Raw genomic sequence first — 16,740 nt, 5'->3', positions numbered from 1 at the left:
ATCTCTACTACATCTAACGGAAGGTTGAAATCGCGTGAAACAAGCCAAACCGTTCGCCGAATCCGCGGATCCTCTCCTGATCGAGACCTTTCGGGCACTGGTCGAAGCGATCTGCCGGGACCAGCAAATGAGAGCGGAACCGGACGATTCGATAAAGGCAGATGCCGCCAGCCAGCTTCAGGTTCACGAGTACTTGATCTGGGTGCTGGACCATAGTCTTTCCCTTGTCATGGGGATGGGCTTAACCGTTATCCCGCAAGCCGCGGCGACAGCCACGCTGCTCAACGTCGGCGCCTCTCAATTCATCGCTGCCGGCAAAGCTCAAGATCCTCAAAGAGCAGCTATTCAAGGAAGTTCCTTCGCCTCCCTTTCGCCGACCGATCGGATCCGGACGCTCTCCATGTTGGAAAATCTCATCTGCGATCTTGGAGCCTTGCCTGTCCCGTATCAAAATAACGGGGAGCTGGTGAGATTCGTCGTGGATTATCTCACCAGACTTACCATGTTCGGTTATTACTCGGAATGGTCCGCGTACGGAACAAGCAGACTCGCGACGCCGAACGAAAGGGAACTTGAACACTTCCCCGACGGATGGAAGCAGGTCGAATACCCGGGAGTTGCTTTAGGCTATCGCGCTCTTAGCGGTTATTTGTTGAAGATCGAACGAAACGGAGGGGAATCCACCATTGTTTGATGCGGACGTAATCGTCATCGGGTCCGGCGGCGGCGGCGCCGTCGCGGCCAAGGAGCTCGGAGAAGCGGGATTAAGCGTGCTGGTGCTGGAGGCCGGTCCGTGGTACGGAAACAAAAAATGGGAAAACCCGAATAGCGAGCGGGGCGCGGAATGGAGCTCCAGCTACGACGATCTGGATGTCGGGATCTATAAGCGGCTATACAACTCGCTTGAAAACAACATGAACGACAGAGCGTCCGGCGTATTTCGCTTCGGTCCGGCCGATCGTCGGCGCACGCCTTGGCACCGGGTCATGCGCCAAAAAGGCGACATTTGGCAGCTTTCCGGGGTCGGGGGAACCACCCAGCATTACTGGACGCAGTCGCCGCGCGCTTTTCCTGCGGCGATCGACGGGATATGGCCGATCAGCTACAATACGCTGATCCCCTATTACGAGAAAGTCGAGGCGACTTTGCCCGTGCACTTCGCTCCGACCACTCCGAAAGAAGAGCTGTTTTACTACGGGGCCAAAAAAGCCGGGTGGAGCCTCAACCCGACGCTCAATGTCACGACGCCGGGCTACCGGCCGAACCCGAATGCCATCCTTCCGACCAACAAGCATCTGATGAATCGCGATTATTCGATGGAAGAGCTGTCCAATATGGAAGGATGCACCCTCAAAGGACATTGCGTCAACGGCTGCTCCGTCGGTCCCTCGGTCGACAAAATCGCCAAACGAAGCACCCATGTCAGCTACGTCCCTCTCGCTCTCAAGACGGGCAACGTCTCGATTCGGCCCAATTCCTATGTTATCAAAATATTGACCGCGCAGGACCCGAAGGAAGGGCTTCGGGCGACTGGCGTACAATTCCGGGATACATGGACGGGGGAGGTCGGAGAGCTGTCGGCCCAAGCGGTCGTCATGGCAGGCGGCTGCATCGAAACGCCGCGCCTTTGGCTGAATTCCGAGCTGCCTTACAACGAATGGGTTGGAAGAGGGCTGACCAACCATTGTTTCGACTGGGTGGCAGGCGTATTCGACGAGAAGGAACTCATGAGCATCTTGGGAAAACCAGCGGTTTTTCCGTATGTTGGACACACGTCCGGAGCCAGAGTCGATGTCCCGGGAACCGGAATCTTCCAGGTCTCCTGTCTGAGTCCGGGGTTGATGTCCTACTTGACATACGGCTTCAGCGAAGCGGGATACGCCGGCGTAAACCCTCCGGACTCCGGAGAGCCGTGGGACATTCGGGGACGGGTTGTCGGTCCGGCGCTTAAGGAGTTAATGTTGAACTATTCCCGCACGATGACGTATCTGCTTCTGACGGACGACGAAACGCTTTACCGCAACCGGGTGGAGGTCGATCCGGTGTTGAGAGACGAGAACGGTCCGATTCCGGTTATTTCCTACACGCCCAGCAAAAAAACGTTGGAAAGGCGCCATCAATTGGCCAGATACGCTTGCGAAACGCTGAAGGCGGCCGGAGCCAAAACGATTATCCGATCGGATACGCCCTTCAGCTTCATGCTTCATCTCGAGAGCACGATGCGGATGGGCCATGTCGTCGATGCGAACTGCGAAGCCTATCAGGTCAATCGCTTGTTCATCGCCGACAACAGCGTGCACTTTAATGGAATCGGCGGACCGAATCCGACCTTGACGACGCAGGCGCTTGCCACTCGAACGGCAGAGAAGCTGGCCTTGAAATATTTCCAATAACGCGATCGCTCTGAGACGTGACGGCTAAGCGGTCGTCGTTTCTATGAGACGCATCGCCTCGGCGGCATGTCCGCTTTCCACGGGCACTTCAGCCTGCAGCCGGCCGTTCCGGAAAAAAAGCAATCGGTCGCAAGCGCCGAACACCAGCTCATGGTCGTGGGTGATGATCAGCACCGTCACGCCGGTATCGGCAATTCGGCGAATCAGCTTCACGACGCGGCGCATGTTGCGGCCGTCCAAGCCCGAGGTCGGCTCGTCCAGAATGAGCATATCGGGACGCTTCATCAAGCCGACGGCGAATACGAGGCGCTGCTTCTGCCCGCCGGACAGCGACGCGGGATGACGGTCCCGCAGCTCCCACAAGCCCAGCTCTTGGAGCAGGCGCTCGGCCCTTTCCGGAGCCCCCTCCTCCTGTTCATGGGACAGCATCGTTTCCTTCAGCACGCTGTCCGCGAACAATTGGTAATCGCTGTCCTGCATCACGAACCACAGCTTGCGCAAGCGATCTTTGGCTTTCGTCGGCCGGCCGCCCATTGCGATCGTTCCGGAGCGTTCCCGAATCAGCCCGCAAATCGTCTTGGCGAGCGTCGTTTTCCCCGTCCCGTTCGGTCCCGCAATCGCGACGACTTCACCGGCCCTCAAGGCAAAGTCGACTTCCTCGAGCACGGGTCGCCGGAATCGGCCGGGCGCTATCGCGACTTGCCGCAAAGCCATTCGTTGTTCCCCTGCTCTCCCCTCCACCGCATCCGGGAGACACGGACCTACAACAGGGGAGCGCAATCCGTATTCGTCGAGCGCCTCCGGCGACAAGGCCAGCAGCTCCGTCGGCGTCCATTCGGCGGCGATCTCGCCGTCGCGCATGTAGACGATCCGGTCGGCCAGCGGAAGCAAGTAGTACAGCCGATGCTCGGCGATGATCAGCGTTTTGCCGCCGGCCTTGAGCGCGGCCAACAGCTCGGCCAACTGCCGGGTGGCCGGCATATCGAGATTGGCCGAAGGCTCGTCCATGACGAGCAGGGCGGGTTCGGTCAGCCTGGCGGAAGCGACGGCCACCTTCTGCTTTTCGCCGCTGGACAGCTTATGCACCTCGCTGCGCAGCAAGTGCGCGATCCCGCCTTCTTCCGCCAGCCGGTCCACCCGCTCGCGGATCACCCGCGCATCCATCCCGTAATTTTCGCCGCAGAAGGCGATTTCCTCCTCCACGATCGAAGCGAAAAATTGGCTCCGGGAATCCTGGAACACGCTGCCGACGAGGCGCCCGATGGCCGAAAACTCGAGGTCCCCCGCATTGCCGCCGTCCAGCTCAACCGTGCCGGAAAGCCTCCCTTCGTAAAAATGCGGAATCAAGCCGTTGACCAGCCGGGTCAGCGTCGTCTTCCCGCTGCCCGACGGCCCCGTCACAACGACGCATTCGCCTTCCCGAACGGACAGGCTCACCTGCTTCAACTGTTCGCGGGAGTTCTGGTATTGAAAAGAAACATTGCGGATATCCACGATGACGCGCGGCTTCATAACCACCCTCCATATCCCCATACGACAGCCAACCAACCGGCATAAACGAGCAGCGCGACAATGTCCCTCCGCCGGAGGGCGACGGGATAGAGGCTCGTTTTGACACCTGGATGATCGATTCCTTTGGTTGCCGCCGAAGCGGCCAATTCATCCGCGATTTTCAAGCTGCGCATGAGCAGCGGGACGATCGTATACTCGAACGTGCGCAGCGGACGAAGCCAGTTGCGCGGAGAAGCGGCGGATACGCCTCTCAGCTTCGCATTGGTCTGAATCGCTTCCTGTTCCAGCTTCAGGATCGGCAGGAAACGCGAGCCGACCGCCAGCGCGATCAGCACCCCCATCGGCAGACGAACGGCGCGGAGCGCGGAGATCATTTGACCCGAGGGCGCTTTTCCGAGCGACACGGCCGCCATCAGCACAGGCAGCATACGCAAGCCGAGCAGGGAGAAAAACACGCCCACCGTCCAAAGCCCTGACGGTTCCGGCGGGCTCCAGACATAAATGGCATACAGGCACGCGGCCGCCAGCAGAAAATAGATCGTCGGCTTGAAGATCCCTTGGGCTGCCAAATACAAAGCGACGGCGCCGATGAGCCAAGGGAACGTCCGAAGCTCCCCCAGGATGGAGGCCGCTGTCGTAAGCGCCACGACGAGCAGTTGGATGCGGGGGTCGAATCCGAGGCGCCTGCTCACGGTTTAATCCTCCACCCGTCCGTATTTTGCTGCAGCCGCCACAAATTCGCGTACAGCCCCTGCCGGGCGAGCAGCTCGTCGTGCGTGCCCGTTTCCGCCAGCTCGCCCTTATCCAGCACGAGAATGTTGTCCACGTGTTGAATCGTTTTCAGCCGATGCGCGATCAGAACAACCGTCCGGTCGACGACAAGCTCGTTGATCGCCCTCTGCACGGCTTCCTCGTTTTCCGGGTCGAGCGACGCGGTCGCTTCGTCCAGCAGCACGATCGAGGCGTTCTTCAGCAAGGCGCGAGCGATCGAGATGCGCTGCTTCTCGCCCCCGGACAGCGTCGAACCGCCCTCGCCTACCGGCGTATCGTAGCCTTGCGGCAGCCTGGAAATGAAGTCGTGGCAGCAGGCGCGCTTCGCCGCCTCCTCCACTTCCTGCTGCGTCGCGTTCATCCTGCCGATGCGAATGTTGTTACCTATCGTATCCTGGAACAAGTACACGTCTTGAAACACCATCGAGACATCCGCCAGCAGCTTCTCCGGATCGAGGTCGCGGACGGGAACGCCGCCGATCGCGATCGTTCCTTCCTGCGCGTCCCAAAACCGCGCAATGAGCCGCGCCACCGTGCTCTTGCCGCTCCCGGAAGGCCCGACCAGCGCCGTAATCGTATTCGGCTCGATCGTGAACGATACGTTTTTCAGCACCGGCGAGTCCGGATCGTAGCCGAACGTTACGCGGTCGAACGCAATCGGCCGGTGGGGCTCCGCCGCCGCGTCTCCTCGCATCGGCGCCTCCTGCCGGACGTCCATAATCCGCTGCGCGCTGTAGGCGGAATACCGCATCTCCCCGTAGTTCATCAGGACGACGGTGAGCGGTTCGAACACCTTGTTGCCGATCAGCAGGAATAGCAGGAAGACGGGCAGCGACAGCGATCCGCCGACCAGCAAATAGCTTCCTGCGCCGATCATCAGCGTCATTCCGGAGCGGGTCAGCAGCATCGCCCCCATGATCATCGGCCCCATTACCCCCTCCAGGCGGATGGAGGCGCTTCTCAGCCGATCGAAGGACAGGCGCAGCCGTTCGAACCGCTGCCCGCCCAGGTTGTGGGCTTTGATCTCGCAAATGCCGGCCAAATATTCCTGCAGCCGGCTGGCGGCTTCGTTCTTGGCCCGGACATGCCGTTCGCTCAGGCGCGCCTGAATCGTATCCGTCGCCCACAGAAGCAGCGCGCCGAACGGCACGGCGACGAACATGGCTAGCGCCATCCGCCAATCGACGAACAGCAGCGCGGCAAGCGACAACGCCGGCAGCATGACGGCGCTGACGAGCTGCGGCACGTTGTGGGAAATCGTATGCTCCACTTGCGCATAATCGCTCAGCAGCAGATTGGTCAGATCCCCCGGATCGCGCCTTCCGAAAAATCCGAGCGACAGCCGGCGGATGTGATCGGCCAGCCGAAGCCGTCCGGATGCCGCCAGGCTATAGGCCACCCGGTACGTTTTGTCGTACAGCGAGGCATAAGCTGCGTACATCGCGGCAAGCCAGACGAACATGAACGCGCAAACGAACCACATTCGGCCGGTGTCGAGGCCCTCCGCCGGATCCGCGAACGACCGGTAGACCGTATTGAACAGATCGACGACCAGCGCGGCGGGAACGACTTTGACGATGCCATCGAGCAGGGCGGCCGCTATCGGAGCCCGCAAGCCGCGAACGTCTCCCCCGGAAATGTTGTAGAAGTAGTTCATCATCTCCGCCCTCCCTCCGCGGCCATCGGCCGCGACGCGCGTTTCTCCTCCGAAGCCAGCTTCCAGGAAGCCGCCCGGACATGGGCTTGCCACATCCGCTCATACAGCCCGCCGCGACCGAGCAGCTCGTCATGCGTTCCGCGCTCGACGATTTCGCCCTGATTCACGACGAGAATTTGCTCCGCCGCGCGAATGGTCGACAGCCGGTGCGCGATGATCAGGACGGTTTTGCCTTTGACCAGCTCGGCCAGCGCTTGCTGGATCAGGTGTTCGTTTTCGGCATCGGCGTACGCGGTCGCTTCGTCGAGCACGAGAATCGGCGCGTTCTTGAGCAGCGCCCGGGCGATCGCGATCCGCTGCGCCTCCCCGCCGGACAAGTAGGTGCCGCCTTCGCCGATCTTCGTCTCGTATCCATGCTCCAGCTTCTCGATGAACGCATGGCAGCAGGCGGCTTTGGCTGCCGCCTCGACTTCCGCTTTGGTCGCCGCCGCGTTGCCCATGCGGATGTTCTCTTCGATCGTATCGTAGAACAGGTGCACGTCCTGGAACACGAACGACACCATCTCCATCAGCTTCTCCGTTCCGATGCCGCGAATCGGCACGCCTCCGATCGAGATGACGCCCTCCTGCACGTCCCAGAACCGCAGCAGCAAGTTGGCGATCGTCGACTTCCCGCCGCCGGAAGGTCCGACGAGCGCCGTCATTTCCCCCGCTCGCGCCAGAAAGCTGACGTTCTTCAGCACCGGCTTGAAGTCTTTGCTGATCTCCTTCTCATAAGCAAAGCTCACCTGCTCGAACGCGACATCGTACGTGTCGGGAATCCGCGGGGCAGCGGGCTCGGCGATGACCGGCTCCGCGAATACCGCCTCGATGCGTTTGTTGCCCTCGGCGATTTCCCTCAGCCCGCTGCCTAAATAGAGCATTTTCAACAGCGGAACCGACAGGCTTGGAGACACGATCAGAAACAGGATAAACGTGATGGCGAACGATTGATCGCCCGGCCGGCCGCTCATCAGAAGCAGACCGACGGGAACGACGAACGTGAACAACGAAACGACGATTACGAAAAACAGGCTGTAGGACGTCTTGCAAATGTCCGTAATGCGCAGTGAAATATCGCGATACCGGTCGACCGCCTGCTTGAAGGTCAGGAACGAATCCGCCGTAATTCCGAACACTTTGACGGCCGGCATGCCCCGGATGTACTCCACCCCGGTCGCATTCATCTCCTCTACGGCCGACTGAAAGTCGCGGTAGGCTTGTCGGCTGGCCTCGCTCGCGAACATACGGGCTTGCAGCCAAAAGGCGACGCTTATCGGAACGAGCAGCACAAGCGCCATTCGCCAATCGAGCCAAAACAAGTAGCTGAGCAGAAGCAGCGGCATGATAACGGCGCTCACCACATCCGGCAGCTGATGCGCGATGAACTTTTCGATCTTTTCGACGCTGATCTCGATGATTTTTTTCAATTCTCCGGTGGCCGTTCGCGTATGGTAGCCCATCGGCACCTTGGCGACATGCTCGGATAGCCGCACTCGCAGCCGGTACAGGATATCGAAGGCGGCGATATGGGAACACATCCCGCTTATGTACAGCGTCGCGAGCACGGCGATCAAGGCAACCAACGCCGCCAGCCCCCAGAACAGGATCAAATCCTTGTCGACCCCCGCCGGATCCCCCGCATGCATCAGCAATTCCTCGATAATGCGATACACCGCGAGAAAGGGCGCGATTTGCAGCACGCTCGACACGGCCGAAAACAAACCGGCCGTCAGCAGCAGCCCCTTCTTCTCGCCGGCGATCCGAATCAAGCTTGACAGTTCGGAACGGGAATTCATCGGGGCTCCGCCTTCCTTACCATACCGGCTTTGACGAAATGCCGGTTCAGCAGCGTGGCCGCGAACAGACTGCCGAGCACGCTCATCCCGAACGAAAAGGCCATGCTTCCCGCGATCCATGCCGGCGAATAAGCGAAATACAGCATGCGCTCGCGCATATCCGCCGAATACATGCTCTCCAGGTAGTCGCTGCCGTACACATAGACGGTGACGTAGGCTCCCAATCCGAACAGCGCTCCGTACGCGGCATAGGCGATCGCTTGCCGCGCGAGGCGCCGATATTGGCTGCCGTCGCCGGATACGAGCGTGGCCTCTCCGATCAGTCCCGCCACGACGAAGAACGGGAGCATGAGCGGCACGCCCATAATCGTATAGAAGAGTCCCGTCACGATCGCGAGCAGGAGCAGCACCCCCTTCTTGCCGATCTTCATCGCCATGATCAAATACACGACCGCCGAGAAAAACAGGCAAACGCCGGAAATGAGCGGCATCGCTGCAGTCGCCATGACGGGCGTCAAGGCGAAACCGACGATCGCGTTGACAACATAAATCAAAATGCTGAATACTCCGATCAAGATAAAATCTTTCGTTTGCAGTTTGGTCTTCATCAGACACGCCTCCACATCCATTTTAGAATGAATATTATTCTCAATAATAATTGTAATAATTACGATTTTAACGAACAACTCTCATTCTTGCAATCTAAAAATTTGTCGTCTTTCGTGGTTTCGATAGCGACGCGCTTATCCCGGTTCGGAAAACGTTGAACTGCTTCTTCACCATGATCACGGTCCATAACACAATGATGGCGTCAATTCCGAGCGAGCCCCAGTAAACGCCGGCGACACCGATCCATTCGGGCAAAAGAAGCATAACCGGCACGAAAAAAACGAATTGCCGGGCCATCCCGATTACAGCCGCGGGTTTACCTTTGTCAATGGCAGGGAAAAAGGTCATAGCCATAAATACCAGCGACAGAAACGGTAAAATCGCCATGTAAATTCGGAAGTACATCAATTGGGTTTCCGTAAACACCTGATCGGGCAGCATGAACGACAGAACAAAATCCGGTGCGGCCAATGAAACGATCCAAAAAGGCAGGGTCAACACGGCGGAGGCCAGCGAAAACAGGTTATAGGCGCTTATCGCGCGTTCATACTGTCCGGCTCCGTAATTCATGCCGATGACCGGCTGCAGGGCGCGCATCAGTCCAAAAATCGGCGTAAGCAGAAACGTGAACAATCGGTAGATCGCGCCGTAAAGAGCAACGTCGAACACGGTGCCATGCCGGGCAAGCGCGTTGAATACGACAACAGCCTGCAGCAGACTCATCGCGATCATGATGAAAGAAGACATCCCCAGGCCTACGATGGACTTGACGGCGGCTGCATCCGCGCGAAGGGAGAACGCTCTTGTTTTGAACGAGGAAAATCCTTTGCCGAAATAAATAAGCCCGAGCAGCGTGTAAACCGTCATCCCAATATTCGTTGCCCAAGCAGCCCCTTCCACGCCTAGATCCAAAACTGCGACCAGGATGTAGTTGGCCAAGATGTCCGCCGCCAATCCAATCCCCATTACAACTGCCGCCGATTTCATCTTGCCTTCGGCTCTCACGATCATATTAGCCGCCAGGCCGTAGATCCAAAAAAAAGCCCCGATAACGGTAATCCTGAAGTATTGGTCGCCCAGCAGCAAGGCTTCGCCTTCCCCGCCCACCATCTTCAGCAGCTGCGTCGAGAAAAGCAGCCCGAATACCATGTAAACGACCGTTGCAATCCCAGTAAGAACGTTGACGTTCCCCATCAGTCGATGTTGGGTTTTTACGTCTCCTCGGCCGATCGCCATGCTTAGCGCGGACCCGGCGCCGACTCCGATCAACGAGCCGATGCCTAAGCTGATCTGCGTCAAGGGATATGCCACCGAAACGCCCGCCAACGCGATTTCTCCGACGTAACGCCCTACGAACGCGGCCGCAATTACCGCGTTAAGACCATACAGCACCATCGCAAGGATGGCCGGCCACGATATTTCCAGCATGACCTTCCACATGTTTCCGTTCAGGATGAAGCGCTTTTGACGTTCCTTTTCATCCTCGTTTCCTTGAATGCTCCTCTTCAAACCATCCCGCTCCTTTTCTTTCAACTAGAGAACATCGGACGTTTTTTTTCGGACGATTGCAGCGGCGGCTGGTTTTATTATTCATGCAAACGGCGCTCCTCTCTACCAGGAAACGGATTATTCATAACGCTGTACGGATTTTCTGATCTCTCGGCCTGGCCGGGATCGATCCCGGCCACTTTCCTGACTTCGCTGGGGTTGTAGCCATACGTTTTACGGAACAGCGCGGCGAAGTGACTGAAATTATGGTAGCCGACCAAAATCGCGGCTTCGTTCACGCCGACTCTCCCTTGTTCGAGGATTTTGCGCGCTTCGTTCATGCGCATTCCGCGCACATAGCCGAACACCGTCGTCCCGAACAGTTCCTTAAAACCGAGCTTGAGTTTGTAATCGTTGAGACCGGACAATCTGGCCAGCTCCAATAAACCGGGAGGCTGCCTCCACCTGCGCGACAAAATCTCCTTCGCCTCGTAGAGACAGCGAATATCTCCGGCCGTCAGTTTGGATACGGTCGGCTGCCTTTCTATGCCCGCATCGTCCAAATGAATGGCCAGCAGCTCGAACGTTTTCCCTTCCAGATACAGCTTTCGAAGCGAACCGGAGTACGGACATTGCTTCATTTGCTCCGCGATAAGCCGAATTTGAGGCGCTCCCGCCGTTTGGCGGCAGAAAAAGCGTCTTTCCAGCAAACGGCTCAGCTCGGGCAGTTGCATATTCAAGCACCGCATGTCCATCCGTATTTCCATATGCAGCATGCGTTCTCGTGGAGAGAGTTCGGCATGTACTTTGTCATCGCGAATATAGAGGAGCGAGGAAGTTCCTGCGGTTAAGGCGTAGTTGCGGGAGTCGCCCGACTGCTCCCAGCTCCCTTGTCCTTCCCAGGTATACGCGATTTCCAAATGAGGATATTGGACGTCGACATCCAAGGAGATCGCGTCGCGGAAATTCGCGTCGAACCAACTGATTTCCATTCCGCTTCGCAAGCAAGTCCGTTGATAAGTCCCTTCCCCGGCCCTCTCCGGAATCGAATACACGTCTTGATCCGTCTGCAGAGCGGACCGAGGCGCCACTTTTTTAAATTCGTCGAAAATCCCTTCCAAATTTTTCGTTCCTATTTGCACCTTCAAATCGATTCTCCTCCGCTTCGATCCGGAATTCTCATTCCGTCATAGGCCTTCACGGTTTAAGTATATACAGATATTTTTCCTATTGGCAAATGTTTTTCCCTAAGTAAACTTTCGGATCGTGCGTTTCCGCATCGCGAGAGTCCTCCCCTTGGAATCGCCGGACAGTCATCTTGCGGTACACGTTGGGCAGTAACCCGGTTTGCCTGCGAAAAGCGCTGGAGAAGTTGCTGGCCTTGGAATAGCCTACCATCCGCGAGATTTGCCGGATACTGATATCCGTACCGGCGAGAAGCTGCTCCGCGCGACTCACGCGCCTGCTCAGCAGGTACTCGAATACGGTGCATTCGTACGCCTTTTTGAAGGTCGTCTTTAGCTTGGTCGCGCTCATGCAAGCGATTTTCGCCAACGTCCCCAATTGCAGATCGGCGGCAAAATGCTCGTCCATGTATTCCTTGACCGAGGATAGATGCTTCAGGTCCTGGACGGATACCTGCTCGGGCAGGCGTGCCTTCCGAGACTCCTTCGTTTTGTGCACGATCAGCGAGACCGCTTCGGCCACCTTGCTCTCGTAGAACAGCTTGGCCGAGAGTCCCGTCAGCCGACAGTTTTTGATTTGTCCGAGCAGGATCATCAGCTCGGGAAAATCGGCGGAACCGTCGACGCTCAGGAAAGCCTCCCGCGGATCCTCGTATTCGCCCGGATAGCGCGTCTGCAGATAGTCTCTGTAGTAGTCCGGCATAAGCATGATCGAGGTGCAGCGGATGGGAATGTTCCGATGGTAGATCGCCCGATACACATTGCCCGCGCCGATGTGGCCTTTGATGCGCGAGCAGGATAACCGTTTGTAAGGCTGGAGCTCCTCTCCGGACACGGAGTCGTAGCAGCTGACGCTAATATAGTCCGGCTGGGGATACTCCATGTGAAAATCTTCGTAGATCACGAAGTTCAGCACCGAAATGGCAAACAGATTCTCATAGGTATACACCCAGTAGTAGCCTTTTCCCTTTTCGCCCGAAAGGGCGTAGCGGCTGCCTTCCCGACTGGAAGCCTCCCGGCCCTCCTCGCGATGAAACCCGTATCGCACCAAGAACGCCTCGAACAGGTCCTTCTTGATATTTTTCATGTTCCTCTCCCCTTCTGCCCGAACCGGACAAATCTGTACCCGCCGGAGACGAACGGCCGGCGATGGCATTGACCTCAAGCCGCATGAACAAGTAGGCTGAAATCCGTCGACTTCGCTATCGTTAATCCGTTATCCCGAATCTACTATCTCGCCGAAGGATAAGCAAGCCGCGTAAAGATCACTTTTGAAAGAGAGATGCCCATGCGAGAATTTTTGCACGTTTATACCTATGTCGCGCAGTTCAAAAAGAAAATGTACGCGGCCGTCGCGTACATTACGATTAGTATCCTTCTAGGAATAGTCCCCTATTATTTGATCTACCTCATCATCATGCGCTTTATGCAGGACGAGCCGCTCTCCCTCGCCTACCTCGGCATCGTGGCGGGATTAATTTTGGGCAGCCTCCTGCTGAGAACGCAAACGCTTCACAAGGGGATGTCAGCCTCTCACAAGCTCGCCTACGATACGTTGATGGGCATGCGCACTCGACTGGCCGACAAATTGAGAAAAATGCCGATGGGTGCGGTCAGCAGGCATAGTACCGGCAGCTTGAAAAAAAATTTCGTCGAAAACATCGAAGATATGGAACTGATGTTGGCCCATGCCGTGCCGGAAGGCATCTCCAACCTGCTTATGCTGACCGTTATCTCCGTAACGATGTTCGCGCTGGACTGGCGCATGGCGCTGCTCGCGCTGGCCGTCTTGCCGATCGGTCTGCTTGCGGTAGTTCTGATGGTCAAAGACGGCATGAAAAGAATGGGGCCGTATTATCAGGCCTCCCAAGAGATGAACGACAACATCATCGAATACGTCGCCGGTATGGAAGTCATCAAAGTCTTTAACCAGACGACCTCGTCGTTTCAAAAATACAGGACGTCCGTGGAAAACTATCGGAAGTTCGCGCTCGACTGGTATCAAGTGTCATGGAACTATATGACCGTCTACAGCATTGTCCTGCCGTCCACCTTGCTGTTCCTGCTGCCTGGCGGCGCTTGGTTCTACACGAACGGCACCTTGTCGCTCGGCGCCTTCGTCATGGCTATCCTGTTGGCCATGAGCATGGGAGCGCCGCTGATCCGTCTCGTGGAGTTTTTGCCGATACTCCCGACGCTCCGGCAAAAAGCGCAAAAGATCGAACGATTGTTCGAGGAACCGGAGCTCGCGAAAGGCGCGATCCGTTCGGCGCCGAAGGACTATACGGTCGAGTTTCGCCATGTGACCTTCGCTTACGGGGATTTGGACGTCATTCGGGATGTGTCCTTCACGGCAAAGGAAAACGCCGTGACGGCGCTTGTCGGAGAATCGGGCGCCGGCAAGTCTACGCTGGCCAAGCTGCTCGTTCGGTTTTGGGACGTCAACGAGGGCGCCGTCGCCATCGGAGGCGTTGACATCCGGGAGATGTCCATGGAAACGCTGATGAAGACGATCAGCTATGTTTCGCAGGATGTTTTCCTGTTCAATACGACAATTATGGAAAATATCCGGATGGGCAGGCAGGACGCCGCCGACGACGAAGTCGTCGCCATGGCCAAGCTGGCGCAATGCCATGACTTTATTATGGAAACCGAACGCGGGTACCAGACGGTTGTCGGCGATGCCGGCGATAAATTGTCCGGCGGACAGCGACAGCGTCTCTCGATTGCCCGCGCCATGCTGAAGAACGCGCCCGTCGTCGTGCTGGACGAAGCGACCTCCGCGACCGATCCGGAGAACGAGGACCGCATTCAAGCCGCGCTGAACGGCCTGATTCAAGGCAAAACGCTGATCGTCATTGCGCACAGGCTGTCCACGGTTGCGGATGCCGACAACCTCGTCCTAATGGACCGCGGTCGAATTGCCGCGCAGGGGACGCATGCCGATTTGCTGGCCGCTTCGCCTATTTACCGAACGATGTGGCAGGCGCACATGGAATCGATGGACTGGGATCTTAACGTCAAGGAAAGGAGCCGATAAAAGTGATGCGATTTATCTTCAGAATGCTGACCCTCGCGGGCGAGTATTCGGGCAGAATCAAACTCGCCTTTGTCCTGAGCTTTTTCGAAAGCCTCTTGGCCAACGTGCCTATTTTTGCCGTGCTCTTCCTCTTTACAAGAATCGCGGACAACGCGCTTGCCCCCTCGGATGTCTGGTTGTGCGGCGGCGCGATGCTGGCCGCCGTTCTCGCCAGATGCCTGCTGCGGCGTCAGTTTGTCGCCTTGCAGAGCGGCGCGGGATATGACGTCTGCGCCCGGGAAAGAATCCGTATCGGAGACCGCTTCAAGCGCTTCCCGATGAGCTATTTCACGGAAGGCAATCTCGGCAGCGTGACCTCCGCGGTATCCATCGACCTGTTGTTTATCGAGGAGCATGGCATGGGCGCGATGGACAAGGTGATTAACGGTTATCTCGGCCTGGCAATCGGATGCGCGGTTCTTCTCGCGATGGACTGGCGCATCGGCTTGGCCGCTGTAGCGCTGGCCGCCCTGGCCATGCTTGCGCTGGAACGGCTGCAGCATGTCGGCAAAAGCCACTCGGAAATCCGGCAACGGGAGCAGGCCAAGCTGACTTCCGCCGTCCTCGAATATGTGCGAGGCCTCCCGGTGATCAAATCGCTGAACCTGACAGGAGACAAGGCCAGAGCGGTAAAAGAGGCGATCGGCAGTGCCCGCGATCATGCCGTCGACTACGAGGAGAAATTCGCGCCGCCGAGTTTTCGGTATCAGACTTGGTTCTCCTTCTCCACGGCTCTGACGGTCTTTATGGCGGCCAGCTTCTTTCAGAGCGGCAGCATGGCGATGTCGGTCATGCTCACGCTGCTCGTTTATGTTTTCTATATGTACATCCCCGTCAAGTCGCTGGCCACCCTGACCAGCCTGATCCGGGTCATGGAAGCGGCGCTCAATCGGTATGAGCGGTTGACCGCCGTGGTCATCATCGACGAAGACGGCAAAGATATCCGGCTGAACCGTTTCGATATCGAGTTTAAGAAGGTTACATTTGCCTATGAGGAAAACGAAATCTTGAAAAACGTCAGCTTCCAGGTGCCCGAGAAGAGCATGACCGCCCTTGTCGGCATGTCCGGCTCGGGCAAGACCACGATCGCCAACTTGATCGTACGATTTTGGGACGTCCGTCAGGGCGAGGTGCTCGTAGGCGGCGTGGACGTCAAACGGATGACCTGCGACAGTCTGCTCCGGAATATCAGCATGGTCTTTCAAAACGTCTATCTGTTCAAGGATACGATTTTCAACAACATCAAATTCGGCAAGCCGGATGCCTCCTATGAAGAAGTGGTGGAGGCGGCCAAGAGGGCAAGGTGCCACCATTTTATTATGGCGCTCGAGGACGGTTACGACACGGTGCTCGGAGAAGGCGGCGGAACGTTATCCGGCGGCGAGAAGCAGCGGATCTCCATTGCCCGGGCCATTCTCAAGGACGCGCCCGTTATTCTGCTGGACGAGGCGACGGCCAGCGTCGACCCCGATAACGAAAAGCATATTCAACAAGCGATCAGCGAGCTGGTCAAGGATAAAACGCTTGTCGTGATCGCTCATCGGCTGTCGACTATACGCAACGCCGACCAGATTCTGGTTATGGAGAGCGGCCGACTGGTCCAGCAAGGGACGCATGACCAACTGATCCGGCAGGCCGGTCCGTACGCAAATCTGTGGCACAAGCGGCAGACGGCCCGCAGCTGGAAGATCGCCGCGGGCGCCGAATCCGGACCGGCCTGACTCGTCGGCCGTCCCGGGATGCGGTGCAAAAAATGATTGTATGCTGGCGTTTTGATTGACTATGCAGGTATAATGTAAACGTTGTTGGGATCCTGCAATAAAATGGGGGAACGGCGTTGAAGATTAACAAATTAAGCCTCACAGTTATTCTCGTTCTTACCCTTATCGTGGTTTTATGGTTTGTTCAAAACCAATTTAAACCGGAATCAGGCGGGGGATTTCCCCAACCGGAGGAGGATAATTTGTTTAAGGACGAATTTGAACAAGGTTTTTCTCAACCGGGTGGGGATAATCTTAGATTTGTATATGAACTAAGAATAAATCATCCCGATAGGTTCGCAGGGGCGTATCTTGACGATCGCGGAGTTCTGAATATTAACTTGGTAACGGGGGTTGCTCCAACAGAACTAAATATTGATATCTCGAAAATAAAGGTTCATTACGTTGAATATTCTTATAAAGAATTGAATGATGTATACGAGCAAATA

General features: G+C 57.0%; 13 protein-coding genes. 5 read left to right on the top strand and 8 right to left on the bottom strand.

Features of this window, described 5'->3' with window-relative positions; all coding sequences use genetic code 11:
- Window positions 1–34: 34 nt before the first annotated feature.
- Together ACESLM_RS14745 and ACESLM_RS14740 are read left to right on the top strand one after the other, a co-directional pair.
- Window positions 35–694: a hypothetical protein gene (locus tag ACESLM_RS14745; protein WP_372632333.1), complete on the top strand. Its 660-nt coding sequence runs from the start codon at window positions 35–37 to the stop codon at window positions 692–694.
- Window positions 687–2,393: a GMC family oxidoreductase N-terminal domain-containing protein gene (locus tag ACESLM_RS14740; protein ID WP_372632332.1), complete on the top strand. Its 1,707-nt coding sequence runs from the start codon at window positions 687–689 to the stop codon at window positions 2,391–2,393. The genes ACESLM_RS14745 and ACESLM_RS14740 overlap by 8 nt, the downstream gene beginning before the upstream one ends.
- Window positions 2,394–2,417: 24 nt before the next feature.
- On the opposite strand, the gene ACESLM_RS14735 is transcribed toward ACESLM_RS14740, so the two are convergent.
- The 8 genes from ACESLM_RS14735 to ACESLM_RS14700 form a co-directional block, all read right to left on the bottom strand.
- Window positions 2,418–3,905 (bottom strand): ABC transporter ATP-binding protein, encoded by a 1,488-nt coding sequence (locus tag ACESLM_RS14735; RefSeq protein WP_372632331.1) that lies wholly within the window; start codon window positions 3,903–3,905, stop codon window positions 2,418–2,420.
- On the bottom strand, window positions 3,902–4,597 hold the full coding sequence (locus tag ACESLM_RS14730) for an energy-coupling factor transporter transmembrane component T (protein WP_372632330.1): 696 nt from the start codon (window positions 4,595–4,597) through the stop codon (window positions 3,902–3,904). The genes ACESLM_RS14735 and ACESLM_RS14730 overlap by 4 nt, the downstream gene beginning before the upstream one ends.
- A complete protein-coding gene (locus ACESLM_RS14725) occupies window positions 4,594–6,336 on the bottom strand; it encodes an ABC transporter ATP-binding protein (protein WP_372632329.1) in 1,743 nt (580 codons plus the stop codon). The genes ACESLM_RS14730 and ACESLM_RS14725 overlap by 4 nt, the downstream gene beginning before the upstream one ends.
- The gene (locus tag ACESLM_RS14720) at window positions 6,333–8,171 is read right to left on the bottom strand and encodes an ABC transporter ATP-binding protein (RefSeq protein WP_372632328.1); all 1,839 of its coding nucleotides are present in this window, start codon (window positions 8,169–8,171) and stop codon (window positions 6,333–6,335) included. The genes ACESLM_RS14725 and ACESLM_RS14720 overlap by 4 nt, the downstream gene beginning before the upstream one ends.
- Complete coding sequence (locus ACESLM_RS14715; protein WP_372632327.1) at window positions 8,168–8,779, bottom strand: MptD family putative ECF transporter S component; 612 nt, start codon at window positions 8,777–8,779, stop codon at window positions 8,168–8,170. Before ACESLM_RS14715 ends, ACESLM_RS14720 begins: the two co-directional genes overlap by 4 nt.
- 94 nt (window positions 8,780–8,873) lie before the next feature.
- A complete protein-coding gene (locus ACESLM_RS14710) occupies window positions 8,874–10,313 on the bottom strand; it encodes an MATE family efflux transporter (RefSeq protein ID WP_372632326.1) in 1,440 nt (479 codons plus the stop codon).
- A 53-nt stretch (window positions 10,314–10,366) separates the two neighbouring features.
- Window positions 10,367–11,410, bottom strand: coding sequence for an AraC family transcriptional regulator (locus ACESLM_RS14705; protein WP_372632368.1), 1,044 nt, complete (start codon window positions 11,408–11,410; stop codon window positions 10,367–10,369).
- An 85-nt stretch (window positions 11,411–11,495) separates the two neighbouring features.
- Window positions 11,496–12,539: a helix-turn-helix domain-containing protein gene (locus ACESLM_RS14700; protein WP_372632325.1), complete on the bottom strand. Its 1,044-nt coding sequence runs from the start codon at window positions 12,537–12,539 to the stop codon at window positions 11,496–11,498.
- 201 nt (window positions 12,540–12,740) lie between these two features.
- Here ACESLM_RS14700 and ACESLM_RS14695 point away from each other — a divergent pair, with 201 nt between their 5' ends.
- The 3 genes from ACESLM_RS14695 to ACESLM_RS14685 all read left to right on the top strand — a co-directional run.
- Window positions 12,741–14,492: an ABC transporter ATP-binding protein gene (locus tag ACESLM_RS14695; RefSeq protein ID WP_372632324.1), complete on the top strand. Its 1,752-nt coding sequence runs from the start codon at window positions 12,741–12,743 to the stop codon at window positions 14,490–14,492.
- Between the two features lie 5 nt (window positions 14,493–14,497).
- Window positions 14,498–16,252: an ABC transporter ATP-binding protein gene (locus ACESLM_RS14690; RefSeq protein WP_372632367.1), complete on the top strand. Its 1,755-nt coding sequence runs from the start codon at window positions 14,498–14,500 to the stop codon at window positions 16,250–16,252.
- 116 nt (window positions 16,253–16,368) lie between these two features.
- A partial coding sequence (locus tag ACESLM_RS14685; protein WP_372632323.1) for a hypothetical protein occupies window positions 16,369–16,740 on the top strand: 372 nt, incomplete at its 3' end.

Origin of the sequence: Cohnella sp., from assembly GCF_041641335.1 — a bacterium.
Classification (GTDB): domain Bacteria; phylum Bacillota; class Bacilli; order Paenibacillales; family Paenibacillaceae; genus Cohnella.
This window is presented reverse-complemented; position numbering and strand designations above follow the sequence as displayed.

Excerpts from the sequence above, each read along its gene's own strand:
- ACESLM_RS14735 (WP_372632331.1), bottom strand. The coding sequence starts at position 3,905 with ATGAAGCCGCGCGTCATCGTGGATATCCGCAATGTTTCTTTTCAATAC.
- ACESLM_RS14725 (WP_372632329.1), bottom strand. The coding sequence starts at position 6,336 with ATGATGAACTACTTCTACAACATTTCCGGGGGAGACGTTCGCGGCTTG.
- ACESLM_RS14720 (WP_372632328.1), bottom strand. The coding sequence starts at position 8,171 with ATGAATTCCCGTTCCGAACTGTCAAGCTTGATTCGGATCGCCGGCGAG.
- ACESLM_RS14715 (WP_372632327.1), bottom strand. The coding sequence starts at position 8,779 with ATGAAGACCAAACTGCAAACGAAAGATTTTATCTTGATCGGAGTATTC.
- ACESLM_RS14700 (WP_372632325.1), bottom strand. The coding sequence starts at position 12,539 with ATGAAAAATATCAAGAAGGACCTGTTCGAGGCGTTCTTGGTGCGATAC.
- ACESLM_RS14695 (WP_372632324.1), top strand. The coding sequence starts at position 12,741 with ATGCGAGAATTTTTGCACGTTTATACCTATGTCGCGCAGTTCAAAAAG.
- ACESLM_RS14690 (WP_372632367.1), top strand. The coding sequence starts at position 14,498 with ATGCGATTTATCTTCAGAATGCTGACCCTCGCGGGCGAGTATTCGGGC.